This window comes from Burkholderia sp. AU15512 (genome assembly GCF_002223325.1).
Taxonomy (GTDB): domain Bacteria; phylum Pseudomonadota; class Gammaproteobacteria; order Burkholderiales; family Burkholderiaceae; genus Burkholderia.
On sequence record NZ_NKEX01000006.1, the window covers coordinates 1801555 to 1815911 of the forward strand.

Consider the following 14357-nt stretch of genomic DNA (forward strand, 5'->3'; position numbering starts at 1 on the left):
ATGCGTCGGCATCAGCGGGCTTCGGTGCGGTACGACAGCGATCGACTCGGGCCGGTTGCCACCGGCCTTCGCTTTAGCTGTTTTGGGAAGTCGCCCCGCGTCCGCAAGCTGATATCAAATCGACGCAAGGCCACATCCTATCACGCCTCGTCAAAAGCGTGCGCCGGTGTCACTCGACCGACAACTGCAGGTTCATCTGCGAGCGTTCGGTGTCGCCAGCCGTGTCGCGATCGGCCTGCGATGCCGGCGTGAGGCGCGCGCGCTCGATCGCATCGAGATACTCGGGCGTCACGTCGCCGGTGATGTAGTTGCCGTCGAAGCACGACGCCTCGAAGCGTTCGAGCTTCGGGTTGATGTCGCGCACCGCGCGGCGCAGATCGTCGACGTCCTGATAGATCAGGTGGTCGGCGCCGATGATCTTCGCGACTTCTTCGTCGGTGCGGCCATGCGCGACCAGTTCGCCGCGCGTCGGCATGTCGATGCCGTACACATTCGGGAACTTCACGGGCGGCGCGGCCGACGCGAAGATCACCGACTTCGCGCCCGCATCGCGCGCCATCTGCACGATTTCATGCGAGGTCGTGCCGCGCACGATCGAATCGTCGACGATCAGCACGTTCTTGTCCTTGAACTCGATGCTCATCGCATTGAGCTTCTGGCGCACCGACTTCTTGCGCACGGCCTGGCCCGGCATGATGAAGGTACGGCCGACGTAGCGGTTCTTGAAGAAGCCTTCGCGATACTCGACGCCGAGCTTCGCGGCGACCTGCATCGCAGCCGGGCGCGACGAATCGGGAATCGGCATCACGACGTCGATCGGCACGTTCGGCAGCTCGCGCTTGATCTTCTCGGCGAGATAGTCGCCCATGCGCAGGCGCACGTTGTAGACCGGCACGCCATCGAGGCACGAGTCCGGACGCGCGAGGTACACGTATTCGAACATGCACGGATTCAGCGTCGGCTGCTCCGCGCACTGCTGGCTGTGGAAGTTGCCGGCCGGATCGATGAAGATCGCTTCGCCCGGCTGCACGTCGCGGACGAATTCGAAACCGATGCCTTCGACGGCCACCGACTCCGATGCGACCATCCATTCGGTGCCGTTTTCGGTCTCGAGCTTGCCGATGCACAGCGGGCGAATGCCGAACGGGTCGCGGAACGCGAGCAGGCCGTAGCCGGCGATCAGCGAGACGATCGCATACGAGCCCTGCAGGCGGCGATGCACGCCCGAGACGGCCTTGAACACCGAGGCCGGATCGAGCTCGAGGCCCGTGGTCGACAGTTGCAGCTCGTGTGCGAACACGTTGAGCAGCACTTCGCTGTCGGAATTGGTGTTGATGTGCCGGCGGTCGATCCGGAACATCTCGTCCTTCAGTTGCTGCCAGTTCGTCAGGTTGCCGTTGTGCGCGAGGATGATCCCGAACGGCGCGTTCACGTAGAACGGTTGCGCCTCGGCTTCGCTCGACGCCGAGCCGGCGGTCGGGTAGCGCACCTGGCCGATGCCGTAGGTGCCGGGCAGGCTGCGCATGTTGCGCGTGCGGAACACGTCGCGCACCATGCCGTTCGCCTTGTACATGTGGAAATTGCTGCCGTCCGCCGTCGCGATGCCCGCCGCGTCCTGACCGCGATGCTGCAGGAGCAGCAGGCTGTCATAGATCAGCTGGTTGACCGGGGATTGGGAGATAACGCCTACGATGCCGCACATGGCATGTCCTTCAGAATGACAAAATCGGTTCCGTCCTGCCCGGCCGCGTCGTCACACGCGTACGTACTGGGCCATGCCGTCGGGCAGGAGCTGCTTCAGCTCGTGCACGCCCTGTTCGGCGAAAGGACGCAATAGCGCATTGCGCCAGAAATCCTGTTTGGGCAGCTCGGTCAGCCCGGCCGCCGCGACCAGCAGCACCACCAGCACGCAGCCGCGGACGAGCCCGAACATCATGCCCAGCGAGCGGTCGACGCCGCCCAGGCCGCTCGCCTGCGCGATCCGCGACAGCAACGCGTTCGCCACGCCGGCGACCAGCACCACGCCGATCACGACCAACGCGAAGGCGATCACCCACTGCGTCAGCGCACCGCCCGGCCAGTTCGCCGGGATATACGGCACGACCAGTCCGACGTAGCGGCCCGCGATCACGATCGCCGCGATCCAGCCGATCAGCCCGAAAATCTCGGACACGAAACCGCGCCACGCGCCACGCAGCGCAGACAACGCGATCACCGCCAATACAGCGTAGTCGAAAGCCGTCAGCATCGTGCGTTACTGCGTCAGACCGGCTTCGCGCACCTTCGCGATCGCGGCGGACGCCGCCGCACGATCCGCGAACGGGCCCGCACGCAACAGTGTAGCCGTGCTGCCGTCTGCCTGCTTGCGATGCTCGACATATGCGGGCACACCCGCGGATTTCAATTTGGTCGCCCACGAACGGGCCGTCGCGTCGTCCTTGAACGAACCGAGCTGCACCGCGAAACGCGCACCAGCCGGCGACGACGGCGACGAAGCGTCGCTGCTGTCCGGGCTGGCGGCGTCGGTATGCGCGACGGCCGCGGGCGCGGGGGCAGGCTTCGGCGCGGCCGGCTTCGCCACGGGGGCGGCCGGTTTCGGCGCGGGCTTCGGCGGCGTCACGCTCGCCGTGGTCGTGGTATCGGGTTTCGCGGCCGGCTTGTCGGCATCCTTCGGCGCGGGCGCCGGTGCAGCCGCAACGGCGACATCGGATGCCGGCGGTTCGTCGTGCGCGACGCCTGCCTGTACGTCGGAGGCGTCATCGTCGCGCGGTGCGACCGCCTGGTGCGCGGGCCGGTTCGGAATGTCGATGGCGATGTCGTCCGTGACCGGCTTCGGGTGCGAGTCGAGCACCATCGGCAACACGATCACGGCGGCGACGACGAGCGCGATCGCGCCGACGAGGCGACGGCGCGCGCGTTGCTTTTCTGGAAGGGTCGGATCGAGGAGCAGTGCGTCCGATTCCGGACGCTCGGTGCGGCGCGAGCGTCGCTCGACGCGCTCAGTGGTGCGCTCCGTGCGCACGTTCCGGGAGGTCCCGGTGCGACCGCCGCGCCGCGGGGGCGCGTCGTCGTCTTTCTTGCCGAACGAGAAAATTCCCATGAATGGCTGAGTCCGAAACTGCCCGTCAGTCAGTGTTGCTGCGATTTACGGTAGGCCAGCACGCCGGCAACCGTATGGAAACTGCCGAAAACCACGATTCTATCATTCTCGGATGCTCTTTTTAGTGCATCGCGAAACGCTTCGGCCGGCGACGTGTAACGCGTGACGCTCGAATCGGGCCCCTCCTCCACGCCGGCCTTGCGCAGCGCGGTTTCGAGCTGCTCCGCGGAGGCCGCGCGCGGCAGCGGCAGGTCGGTCACGCACCAGTGGTCGATCTCGCCCTTCAGGTGCTGCAGCACGCCGTCGATGTCCTTGTCGTGCATCGCGCCGAACACCGCGTACGTGTACGGGAAGAAGCCCATGTTGCCGAGATTCTGCTCGAGCACGGCCGACGCATGCGGGTTGTGCGCGACGTCGAGCACGATCGCCGGCTTGCCGGGCAGCACCTGGAAACGCCCCGGCAGCTCGACGTTCGCGAGGCCGAGCCGGATGTCCTGCGCGGACACCGGCAGCACCGGACGCAGCGCTTCGAGCGCGGCGAGCGCGGCCGACGCATTGATCAGCTGATTCGCCCCGCGCAGCGCCGGGTACGCAAGCGCCGGATAGCGCTTCTCGCGGCCGAGATAGCTCCACTGCTGCCGCTCCGCGCCTGCCTGCGCCTCGTAGCGGAAATCGCGGCCGACCAGCCACAGATCGGCGCCGATCGCTTCGGCGTGGTCGATCAGCGTTTGCGGCGCGGCCGGATCGCCGCAGATCGCCGGCTTGCCGGCGCGGAAGATCCCGGCCTTCTCGAACGCGATCTTCTCGCGCGTGTCGCCAAGGTATTCGGTGTGGTCGATGTCGATGCTCGTGACGATCGCGCAATCGGTATCGATGATGTTCACCGCATCGAGCCGGCCGCCGAGGCCGACTTCAAGGATCACCGCGTCGAGCCCGCGCGATGCGAACAGGTGCAGGATCGCGAGCGTCGTGAATTCGAAGTACGTGAGCGACACCGGCTCGGGCAGCGACGTGCGCGCGGCTTCGACGGCCTCGAAGTGCGGCAGCAGCTCGTCATCGGTGACGTTCTGCCCGTTCACGCGCGCGCGCTCGTTGAATTCGAGCAGGTGCGGCGACGTGTGGCAGCCGACCTTGTAGCCGGCGCGCACGAGGATCGTCTCGAGGAACGCGCAGGTCGAGCCCTTGCCGTTCGTGCCGCCGACGGTGATCACGGGGCACGCGAATTCGAGCTGCAGCGCCGCCTTGACCTGCCCGATGCGGGTCAGGCCCATGTCGATGCCGACCGGGTGCGCGCGTTCGAGATGCGCAAGCCACGCGTCGAGAGTGGGAAAAGTGCTCATCGGTTCAAATCTGGATCGGGACCGCCACTACGCCAAAAAACGAAGCGCGCCGCCTGACGCTGAAGCCAGGCGACGCGCAGTGTTCACAACCTCGCGCCGGTCAGGCCAGCGCGTCGGCCGGTTGCCGCTGCAGCAGCGCGAGCAGCTGCGCGATCTCGTCGCGCAGCTTGCGGCGGTCGACGATCATGTCGATCGCGCCCGTCTTCAGCAGGAATTCGGCGCGCTGGAAGCCTTCCGGCAGCTTCTCGCGGACCGTCTGCTCGATCACGCGCGGGCCGGCGAAGCCGATCAGCGCCTTCGGTTCGGCGATCACGACGTCGCCGAGGAACGCAAAGCTCGCCGACACGCCGCCCATCGTCGGGTCGGTCAGCACCGAAATGAACGGCAGCTTCGCTTCCGACAGCTTGGTCAGCATCGCGGTGGTTTTCGCCATCTGCATCAGCGACAGCAGGCTTTCCTGCATCCGCGCACCGCCCGAAGCGGTGAAGCAGATGAACGGCACTTGCTGTTCCAGCGCGTTCTGCGCGCCGCGTACGAAGCGCTCGCCCACCACCGAGCCCATCGAGCCGCCCATGAACGAGAACTCGAAGCAGGCCGCGACCACCGGCAGCGTGTGAATCGCACCGCCCATCACGACCATCGCGTCGGTCTCGCCCGTGTCGTCCATCGCTTCCTTCAGACGATCGGGGTACTTGCGGCTGTCCTTGAACTTCAGCGTGTCGACCGGCACGATTTCCTGGCCGATCTCGTAGCGGCCTTCCGGATCGAGCAGCCCGTCGAGGCGCTCACGCGCACCGATGCGCATGTGGTGATCGCACTTCGGGCACACGTGCAGGTTCGCGTCCACGTCGTTGCGATACAGCACGGCCTCGCAGGACGGGCATTTGACCCACAGGCCTTCCGGAATGCCCTTGCGGCTTTTCGGGTCGGTCTGCTTGATCTTCGGCGGCAACAGTTTGTCGAGCCAGCTCATCGTATGGTTTCCTGTTCCGTGGCGGGGCGGGCCAACCGGCCCGTTCCCGCTTCCTGTGTTGTGTTTATCGCGCCGCCTTGCCCGCGCCGTCCAGGGCGGCACGCAGCTCGGCGATGAACGTCTTCAGCGCGGCGGCGGCACCCTCCGGCGCAGCGCTTTCGAGCAGCTGCACGAGGCGGCTGCCGATCACGACGGCGTCCGACACCTCGGCCACCGCGCGCGCCGTTTCGGCGTCGCGGATCCCGAAGCCGACGCCGACCGGAACCGGCACGCGCGACTTGATGGCCGGGATTTTACCCGCAATGCTCGAAACATCCAGATTTCCTGCACCGGTCACGCCCTTGAGCGACACGTAATACACGTAGCCGCTCGCGATCTTGCCGACGTCGGTGATGCGTTCATCGGTCGACGTGGGCGCGAGCAGGAAGATCGGATCGATCTGCGCGGCGCGCATTTTCTCGGCGAACACGCCCGCCTCTTCCGGCGGATAGTCGACGACGAGCACGCCGTCGACCCCGGCCGCCTGTGCTTCGGCCGCGAACGCGTCGACGCCCATCCGCTCGATCGGGTTCGCATAGCCCATCAGCACGACGGGGGTTTTGGGGTCGGTTTCGCGAAAGCGCTTCACGTCGGCGAGCACGCTCTTGAGCGTGACGCCGCGCGCGAGCGCGCGTTCCGACGAACGCTGGATCACGGGGCCGTCGGCCATCGGGTCCGAGAACGGCACGCCGAGCTCGATCACGTCCGCGCCGCCTTCGGCGAGCGCGTGCATGAATTCGACGGTTTTGGCCGGATCCGGGTCGCCGGCCGTGATGAACGGGATCAGGCCCTTACGGCCTTGTTCGGCGAGCGCGGCGAAGGTCTGCTGAATACGGGACATGGCAATTTTCCTAAATGCGGTCGGCGATGCGGCGGCGCGATTCACGCGCACGCCGGCGCAGCGAGCGCGTTCACGCGCTCGTGCGCGATCGCACAATAGCTTTCGTTGATCTCGTAGCCGACGAAGTCGCGCCCCTGCCGTGCGCAGGCCACCGCGGTCGTGCCGCTGCCCATGAACGGATCGAGCACGCGGCCGCCCGGCGGGCAGCTTGCGAGCACCATCCGCTCGATGATTTCCAGCGGCTTCTGGGTCGGATGATCGACGCGCTCCGCGTGCTGCCGATGCAGGCGCGAGACCGACCAGACGTCCTTCGGGTTGTAGCCCATCTCCAGCCACTTGCTGCCTTCGAACAGCTTGCGCGAGCGGGCCTTCTTCGTGTCGGCGTCGTACGGGATGCGGACCGGATCGAGATCGAAGTAATACGCCCTGGAAACCGCGAAAAAGCCGATGTTGTCGTGCACCGACGTGAAACGGCGCGTCGTGCCGCCCATGCTCGGCACGCGCCGGTCCCAGATGATCTCGTTGACCATCGTGAGCTGCGTCTTCAGAAAGCTGAAGATTTCCGGCGCGTACTGCCACGTGCAGAAGATGTACATCGACCCGCTCGGCTTCAGCTTCGGAATCGCGAGCTCGAGCCACTCGCGCGTCCATGCGAGAAAGTCGTCGCCCGAACGCTTGTCCGAGTCGTTGCCGTAGTCCTTGCCGAGCCCGTACGGCGGATCGGCGACGATCAGGTCGATCGACGCGTCCGGCAGGTGCATGGCATGGGTCAGGAAATCGCGGTTATGCAGTTCGATACCGGACGGCAGCGCGCGCGGCTCGGCAGCGGCGGGCTGAACCGCCCCCGCCTCGCTCGCGGCACCGCCGCCCGGTTCTTCGATCAGGTCACGCATCGGTCGGGGTCAGAGCTCGATGCCCGATCGCTCGGCGACCGTATGCATGTCCTTGTCGCCGCGGCCCGACAGGTTGACGAGCAGGATCTTGTCCTGCGGCAACGTCGGTGCGAGCTTCACGCCATACGCGATCGCGTGGCTCGACTCGAGCGCGGGAATGATCCCCTCGATCCGGCAGCAGTCGTGGAACGCCTTCAGCGCTTCCTCGTCGGTGATGCCGACGTACTGCGCACGGCCGCTGTCCTTCAGCCACGCGTGCTCGGGGCCGACGCCCGGATAGTCGAGGCCCGCCGACACCGAATGCGTCTCGATGATCTGGCCGTTGTCGTCTTGCAGCAGGTAGGTCCGGTTGCCGTGCAGCACGCCCGGGCTGCCGGCGATCAGCGACGCCGCGTGATGGCCCGTGTCGAGGCCGTCGCCGGCCGCTTCGACGCCGATCAGCTGCACCGAGGTGTCGTCGATGTACGGATAGAAGATGCCCATTGCGTTCGAACCGCCGCCCACGCAGGCGATCACCGCGTCAGGCTGCCGGCCGGCGAGCTCGGGCATCTGCACCTTGCACTCGTCGCCGATCACGCGCTGGAAGTCGCGCACCATCATCGGGTACGGGTGGGGGCCCGCGACCGTGCCGATGATGTAGAACGTGCTCTCGATGTTCGTGACCCAGTCGCGCATCGCTTCATTCAGCGCGTCCTTCAGCGTGCGCGAACCCGACTCGACCGGCACGACCGTCGCGCCGAGCAGCTTCATCCGGTAGACGTTCGCGGCCTGGCGGCGCACGTCTTCCGAACCCATGTAGACGACGCACTCCATCCCGAAGCGCGCGCAGATCGTCGCGGTCGCGACGCCGTGCTGGCCGGCGCCCGTCTCGGCGATCACGCGCTTCTTGCCCATGCGCTTCGCGAGCAGCGCCTGGCCGATCACGTTGTTGATCTTGTGCGCGCCGGTGTGGTTCAGGTCTTCGCGCTTCAGGTAGATCTGCGCGCCGCCGAGCGTCTCGCTCCAGCGTTGCGCATGATAGATCGGCGACGGGCGGCCGACGAAATGCTTCAGCTCGCGCTCGAATTCGGCGACGAAATCGGGATCGTTCTGGAATTTTTCATACGCCGCGCGCAGTTCGTCCAGCGCGTGAATCAGCGTCTCGGCGACGAACGTGCCGCCATACGGGCCGAAGTGGCCGCGATCATCAGGAAGGTTGTACATGGTGTCTCTCTCGATCGGTCGGCGCGCCCCGCTTGTCGGGCCGCACCGGCTTGCATCACCCGGCGTCCGCTTCGCGCACCGCGCGTACGAACGCCGCCATCCGGGCGTGATCCTTCACGCCCTTCGCGCCCTCCACTTCGATGCCACTCGAGACATCGACAGCAAACGGGCGCAACTGGCGAATCGCATCACCGACGTTTTGCGCGCTCAAGCCACCACTCAAAACGGCCCGATGCGCGAGCTCTGCGGGAATAAGAGACCAATCGAAGACCTTGCCGCTACCACCGTAATCCGGCACCAGGGTGTCGAACAGGAGGCCGCGCGCTTTCGAATAATGAAGCCCCGATTCTACCAAATCGGCCGATTGCGTCGAGGGGCCTACGCGCACCGCACGCAGCCACGGCAGGCGTGCCGCGCGGCCAAGTGCGTCGCACTGCTCGGGCGTCTCGTCGCCATGGAACTGCAGCAGCGTGAGCGGCACGTCGCGCACGACGGCCTCGATCTCGGCCTCGGTCGCGTTCACGAACAGCCCGACCACCGACACGAACGGCGGCGCGAGGCGCGCCAGCTCCGCCGCCTCCGCGATCGACACCGCGCGGGGGCTCTTCGGATAGAACACGAGGCCGATCGCATCGGCGCCGAGCGCGGCCGCATGCAGCACGTCCTCGGGCTTCGACAGCCCGCACAGCTTGATGCGCGTGCGCGGCGGCAGGCCGGCCGCGGCGGGAATCGAGGAAGACACGGCGTGATCCGTCATGATTGCGGGTCCAGATCGGCCCAGACGCTGCTCCACGGCACACTGCCGAGCTGCGCGGGCGGGACGGCGAATTCCGCCGGGTAGCCGACGTGGGCGAGGTACAGCCCGTCGGCCATGAACGTGGGCGCCGCAAGCTTGCGATCGCGCCCGGCCAGCACATCGGCGAGCCAGTCGGCCGGATAGCGGCCGCGACCGACCGCGACGAGGCAGCCCATCAGGTTGCGCACCATATGGTGCAGGAACGCGTTGGCGCGGAACCGGAAATGGATGAAATGGCCCACGCGCCGCACGTCGATCTGATACAGGTGTTTGACCGGCGTCTTCGACTGACATTCCGACGACCGGAACGACGAGAAGTCATGCTCGCCGATCAGGTGCGCGGCGGCGGCGCGCATCGCGTCGTCGTCGAGCGGCGTATGGATCCAGCCCGCGCGCCCCGCCAGCATCGGCGAGCGCACGGGATGCACGTACAGCGTGTAGTAATAGGTGCGCTCGAACGCCGAGAAACGCGCGTGGAACGTGTCGGGCATCGGCTTCGCCCATTGCACCGCCACGGTCGGCGGCAGGAACGCGTTGGTGCCGCGCACCCACGAAAAAACCTCCCGATCGAGGTCGGTATCGAAGTGCACGACCTGCCCGAGCCCGTGCACGCCCGTATCGGTCCGCCCGGCCACCGTCGTATGCAGCGGCACGCGCGCGAACTCGGCCAGTGCGCGCTCGAGCCGATCCTGCACGGTCTTGCCGTGCGGCTGCGCCTGCCAGCCGCAGAACGCCGCGCCGTCGTACTGAATGCCGAGCGCGATCCGCATCACGCCTCGTCCGCCAGTTTCGCGAGCAGCGCGCGCGCATCGTCGCGCGTCGCGGCGTCGTTCGCGTCGACCACTTCCTGCAGCAGCGTCCGCGCGCCGGACAGGTCGCCCAGCTCGACATACTCGGACGCGAGGTCGAGCTTGTTGCGCGCGATGCGGGCGAGTTCGTCCGGCGTCAGCGCCGGCAACGCAGCCCCCGGCGCGGACGGCAGGTCGAGATCGAAATCGAGCTTCAGCGCGCCGAACTGCGCGCCGCCTAGCGGCGGCAGCGACGACGTCGCGAACGGGCTGCCCGCCTGGCTCGCCGGCGTCGCTGCGTCCGGATCCCAATCGAACTCGTCGTCCTGGTCGGCCGGATGTTCCGGGGCCGGATCGATCGAGCCAAACGGGAGACGCTGGGCGACTTGACCGTTAGTTGCGATTTTATCGATGTCGGACTGCCCTGCTTGCGCAGCCGGCTCATCCGCCGCCAGCGACGGCTCGTCCGGCGTGCGCGGCGGCAGCGGCATGTCGAGGCTGCTGAGCGCGCTGATCGCGTTCTGCATCAGCGCCGCATGCTGCGCTTCGGTGGCCGCGGGTGCGGCCGGCGTCTCCACCGGCGTCGCTACCCGTGGCTCCACCGACGTCTCGATCGGCGTCGCTGACGACGTTTCGACCGGCTTTTCGGCCGCAACCTTTTCGATCGGCTCGGCATCGTGCGAAACCGGAGCCGTCTCGCTCGCGGCCGGCACTGCCGCGTGTGCGGTCGGCAATTCGGGCTGCTCGACATGCGGCTTCGCCACATTCGACGACGGCGACAGATCCGCATCCGGTGTCTCGACCGGCTCCGCCGCGGCGGCAGTCGCCGCGGCAAGGTTCAAGTCGGAAGCGGCATCACGCGCGACCGGCATCTCGGGCCGAATCGGCAGTTCAGGTTCGACAAAAGGCGCCGCTTCGGCTTGCGCAGTGGCAGCGGCAGCCGTGACACCGCCCGCTGCCGTAGCGGCCGCCACCGTGTCCGCCCCCGCATCGTCCGTGCGGCGGCTCTTCCTGCGCTTGCGCCACGCGAAACCTGCGGCGAGGACGATCACGGCCGCACCGGCCACCGCGGCCGGACGCCAGTCCATCTGCTCGTGACTACGTGCAGGCGCCACTACCGGCGCGGCCGGCTGCGCGGGCGCCGATACCGATGCCGGCGGCACTGCGCTGGCAGCAACGCCGGATGCCGCTTCGCCGGTCGCTGACGCAGCCGCAACCGCGGACGCGCCCGCATCGCTCGCGGCCGGACGCGGCGCGACAGGTGCCGGCGCCGGCGCCGACGCCGGCTTGACCTCGTTCGTCGTGGCCGGCTTGCCGATACCGTGCTTCTGCAATTCCATCAGCACGCGGTTCTTCAGCGCCAGCAGTTGCTGCAGGCTCGACGGCCGCGGCTGCGACGCGCCCGTGACCGGTGCCGCGCCAGCCGGTTCGTTCATGCCCGGAACCTGGCTGCCCGACGCAGGCGGGATCACAGCCCCGCTCGCGGACGACGGCACCGACTGGATCGTGCCGCTCCACACATGCGGACCGCTTGCACCGGCAACGGGTGCCGCCGGCTGCATGCTTTCGACAGCCGATGCGCCGTGCGCAGCCGAAGCACCGATCGATGCCGACGCACCGGCGGCCGCCGCGACGCTCGCACCGCTGACAGGTGCCGCATGCACGGCCGGCGCCACCGGCGCGGATTGCACGGTCGACCCCGGATGCGGTGCGGACGCACCATGCTGCGCGACTGCCGTGCCGCCCGATGCGGCTGCGGGTGCGGACGCTGCCGCCGCACCGGATGCACCGGATGCAGCGGATGCAGCGGATGCAGCGGCCGGGACGACTGCCGCGCCTGTCGCATCGAGCGCCGGCACGGTCAGCGTCGCGCCGACTTTCAGGCGGCTCGCGTCGCGCTTCATGAACGCCTGCGGATTGGCGTCGAACAGCGCGCGGCCGGCGCGTGCGAGCACCCCGGGATCGCGCGACTGCGTGGCCGCCTTCGCGATGTCGTTCAGCGACTGGCCCGGCTGGACCGTCACGGTAAGCGGGGCCGCGCCGTCGGCAGCGGACGCCGGCAGTTCGCCGGTGCCGGCCGCCCAGGCCGATGCGGTTGCGCCGAGCGCCAGGATCGCCAGCGCGCCACGCACGGCGCGCGACAGACGGGACTGCCGCGGAAACAAGGAAATTCGGGACATCGTTGGCTCTATCGCCGCGCGCGGGCGCGGCTCGGATTCGCGGTTGAAAGCGTCAATAAAGTTGCCGCAGAAATGCAAAAGCGTCGCGTGGAACGCGACGCTTTCGGCGGGTCTGTGCGTCGTAACCGCGTAGTTTACTTCACGTGATCAGGTTCGGGCCGAATTCATCGCCGACAGGTGCAACCGATTGCGTGCGCGCGTCGGTGCGCCCCGTGATCGGGCCGCGTGGGGTATCCGGTTGCGCACGCTGCGGCCGGCGCCCCCGATCGACCGGAAGTGCGCCTCGCTCAGATGCCCAGATGCAAAGCCATCCGGCCGCATCGCATGCCGAACGCATCCCGCATGCCTTTGCTCACTCAACGATGCGGTTCGCACAACCCGGGGGCCGACACGTAACCACGACCGGGGAATCAGGTGCGTTTGCTCAATAATTCGCGTTGCTTGCCGTTAATGGATTAACAAGCGCCAATCAAAATAAATCCAGTCGGCCATCACCCCATTCAAATGAATTTCAATTGATCGATAAGAGGCCAATTCCCCTCTCTGATCGTCGAATTGAACACCCTCGCCGCCAAACCCCCGCCCCACAAGGCTCTACCGCCTCGCCCCAGCTTCATTGCTCATACGAAATCGATCATTTCGACAACAATTCAATTTCATTACACAAAATTACACAGATCAAATAATTGCCGTCGCTAGGATCGTCCTCAAACAAGAATCGGCGCAGTTCGACCATCGCGCCCGCACCCGCCGGAACAGCGGAACGCGGTCGGCCTGACTGACGCCGTGAGATGTCAGGGAGGCATCGCGCAGTCGCACGACTGCATTTACTCACCAGCTCGTTACGGGGATCGAACATGGGCTATCAACAAGGCTTGAGCGGGTTGGCCGGCGCGGCGAACCATCTCGACGTGATCGGCAACAACATCGCGAACGCAAACACGGTTGGCTACAAGCAGGGGCGCGCGAACTTCGCCGACATGTACGCGAACTCGGTCGCGACGTCGACCAACACGCAGATCGGCATCGGCACGCGACTCACGTCGGTGCAGCAACAATTCGGCCAGGGGACGATCAACTCGACGAAGTCGTCGCTCGACATCGCGATCAACGGCAACGGCTTCTTCCAGATGTCGAACAACGGCGTGACGACGTACTCGCGCGACGGTGTATTCCACCGCGACAAGAGCGGCGCCATCGTCGACGCGCAGAACCGCAACCTGATGGGCTATGCGGCAGGGCCGGGCGGCGCGATCAACACCGCGGCGACCGTGCCGCTGCAAGCGCCGACCACCAACATCGCGCCGCAGGCAACGACGAAGATCACCGGCCAGTTCAACCTGAATTCGCAGGACAAGGTGCCGGCCAAGACACCGTTCAACGCGGGCGACAACACCACGTACAACTACAATTCGTCGATCCAGGTGTACGACACGCTCGGTGGCTCGCAACAGGTGTCGATGTATTTCGCGAAGAACGCGGCAGGTACCTGGCAGGCCTACGCGGGCGTGCAGGGCCAGACGCCGACGAATCTCGGCACCGTCACGTTCGACGCATCGGGCCGGATCAGCTCGACGACGTCGGCCGCAACCGGCCAGCCGACGCCGAGCCTCGGCCAGTTCGCGTTCTCGATCCCCAACGCGTCGGGCGGCGCCAATCCGCAAAACCTGACGCTCGACCTGACCGGCACGACGCAGTTCGGCGGGAAAAGCGGCGTGAACAACCTCGCACAGGATGGCTTCGCGAGCGGCACGCTGACGACGTTCTCGATCGGCACCGACGGCAAGCTCACCGGCAATTACTCGAACGGCCAGAGCGCGGTGCTCGGCCTGATCGCGCTCGCGAACTTCAACAACCCGAACGGGCTCGAGAACATCGGCGGCAACCAGTATGTGGAAACCACCGCGTCGGGCGTGCCGCAGATCTCCGCGCCGGGCAGCACGAACCACGGCACGCTGCAGGGAAGCGCGCTGGAAAACTCGAACGTCAACCTGACGACCGAGCTCGTCAACCTGATCAAGGCGCAGCGCGATTACCAGGCGAATGCGCAGACGATCAAGACGCAGCAGGCCGTCGACCAGACGCTCCTGAACATGCGCTGACCCGCACATGAAAAACGCGCCGCGCCCGCCTTGATATCGTCAAGGCAGACGCGGCGCGCAATCTCGTGCACCGCGGCCCGCGCATCGCGGGCCGGACACGCC

Annotated in this window: 12 protein-coding genes; 1 reads left to right on the plus strand and 11 read right to left on the minus strand. The window is 66.9% G+C overall.

Annotated elements, in window-relative coordinates; all coding sequences use genetic code 11:
* Positions 1–169: 169 nt before the first annotated feature.
* The 11 genes from purF to CFB43_RS27420 form a co-directional block, all read right to left on the minus strand.
* On the minus strand, positions 170–1702 hold the full coding sequence (gene purF / locus CFB43_RS27370) for an amidophosphoribosyltransferase (protein ID WP_089427935.1): 1533 nt from the start codon (positions 1700–1702) through the stop codon (positions 170–172).
* Between the two features lie 51 nt (positions 1703–1753).
* Positions 1754–2248, minus strand: coding sequence for a CvpA family protein (locus tag CFB43_RS27375; RefSeq protein WP_039358324.1), 495 nt, complete (start codon positions 2246–2248; stop codon positions 1754–1756).
* Between the two features lie 6 nt (positions 2249–2254).
* Entirely contained in the window at positions 2255–3100 is an 846-nt protein-coding gene (locus CFB43_RS27380; protein WP_089497353.1) for an SPOR domain-containing protein, read from the minus strand.
* 29 nt (positions 3101–3129) lie between these two features.
* The gene (gene folC, locus CFB43_RS27385; RefSeq protein WP_089497354.1) at positions 3130–4440 is read right to left on the minus strand and encodes a bifunctional tetrahydrofolate synthase/dihydrofolate synthase; all 1311 of its coding nucleotides are present in this window, start codon (positions 4438–4440) and stop codon (positions 3130–3132) included.
* A 100-nt stretch (positions 4441–4540) separates the two neighbouring features.
* Positions 4541–5413, minus strand: a complete 873-nt coding sequence (accD, locus tag CFB43_RS27390; protein ID WP_089497355.1) for an acetyl-CoA carboxylase, carboxyltransferase subunit beta — start codon at positions 5411–5413, stop codon at positions 4541–4543.
* A gap of 64 nt (positions 5414–5477) precedes the next feature.
* Entirely contained in the window at positions 5478–6293 is an 816-nt protein-coding gene (gene trpA / locus CFB43_RS27395; protein ID WP_089497356.1) for a tryptophan synthase subunit alpha, read from the minus strand.
* Between the two features lie 41 nt (positions 6294–6334).
* Complete coding sequence (locus CFB43_RS27400) at positions 6335–7186, minus strand: DNA-methyltransferase (protein WP_089497357.1); 852 nt, start codon at positions 7184–7186, stop codon at positions 6335–6337.
* 9 nt (positions 7187–7195) lie between these two features.
* Positions 7196–8389 carry a tryptophan synthase subunit beta gene (gene trpB, locus CFB43_RS27405; RefSeq protein WP_089497358.1) on the minus strand — a complete coding sequence of 398 codons (1194 nt, stop codon included), beginning with the start codon at positions 8387–8389 and terminating at the stop codon, positions 7196–7198.
* 55 nt (positions 8390–8444) lie between these two features.
* On the minus strand, positions 8445–9146 hold the full coding sequence (locus CFB43_RS27410) for a phosphoribosylanthranilate isomerase (protein WP_089497359.1): 702 nt from the start codon (positions 9144–9146) through the stop codon (positions 8445–8447).
* A complete protein-coding gene (gene truA, locus CFB43_RS27415; protein ID WP_179254913.1) occupies positions 9143–9955 on the minus strand; it encodes a tRNA pseudouridine(38-40) synthase TruA in 813 nt (270 codons plus the stop codon). Before truA ends, CFB43_RS27410 begins: the two co-directional genes overlap by 4 nt.
* Positions 9955–12153, minus strand: a complete 2199-nt coding sequence (locus CFB43_RS27420) for a FimV/HubP family polar landmark protein (RefSeq protein ID WP_089497361.1) — start codon at positions 12151–12153, stop codon at positions 9955–9957. The genes truA and CFB43_RS27420 overlap by 1 nt, the downstream gene beginning before the upstream one ends.
* Positions 12154–13010: 857 nt before the next feature.
* On the opposite strand from CFB43_RS27420, the gene flgE reads away from it, so the two are divergent.
* Entirely contained in the window at positions 13011–14255 is a 1245-nt protein-coding gene (flgE, locus tag CFB43_RS27425) for a flagellar hook protein FlgE (RefSeq protein WP_089462908.1), read from the plus strand.
* Positions 14256–14357: the final 102 nt, after the last annotated feature.

Excerpts from the sequence above, each read along its gene's own strand:
- flgE (WP_089462908.1), top strand. The coding sequence starts at position 13,011 with ATGGGCTATCAACAAGGCTTGAGCGGGTTGGCCGGCGCGGCGAACCAT.
- CFB43_RS27375 (WP_039358324.1), bottom strand. The coding sequence starts at position 2,248 with ATGCTGACGGCTTTCGACTACGCTGTATTGGCGGTGATCGCGTTGTCT.
- trpA (WP_089497356.1), bottom strand. The coding sequence starts at position 6,293 with ATGTCCCGTATTCAGCAGACCTTCGCCGCGCTCGCCGAACAAGGCCGT.
- CFB43_RS27400 (WP_089497357.1), bottom strand. The coding sequence starts at position 7,186 with ATGCGTGACCTGATCGAAGAACCGGGCGGCGGTGCCGCGAGCGAGGCG.
- truA (WP_179254913.1), bottom strand. The coding sequence starts at position 9,955 with ATGCGGATCGCGCTCGGCATTCAGTACGACGGCGCGGCGTTCTGCGGC.
- trpB (WP_089497358.1), bottom strand. The coding sequence starts at position 8,389 with ATGTACAACCTTCCTGATGATCGCGGCCACTTCGGCCCGTATGGCGGC.
- CFB43_RS27420 (WP_089497361.1), bottom strand. The coding sequence starts at position 12,153 with ATGTCCCGAATTTCCTTGTTTCCGCGGCAGTCCCGTCTGTCGCGCGCC.
- folC (WP_089497354.1), bottom strand. The coding sequence starts at position 4,440 with ATGAGCACTTTTCCCACTCTCGACGCGTGGCTTGCGCATCTCGAACGC.
- CFB43_RS27410 (WP_089497359.1), bottom strand. The coding sequence starts at position 9,146 with ATGACGGATCACGCCGTGTCTTCCTCGATTCCCGCCGCGGCCGGCCTG.
- accD (WP_089497355.1), bottom strand. The coding sequence starts at position 5,413 with ATGAGCTGGCTCGACAAACTGTTGCCGCCGAAGATCAAGCAGACCGAC.
- purF (WP_089427935.1), bottom strand. The coding sequence starts at position 1,702 with ATGTGCGGCATCGTAGGCGTTATCTCCCAATCCCCGGTCAACCAGCTG.
- CFB43_RS27380 (WP_089497353.1), bottom strand. The coding sequence starts at position 3,100 with ATGGGAATTTTCTCGTTCGGCAAGAAAGACGACGACGCGCCCCCGCGG.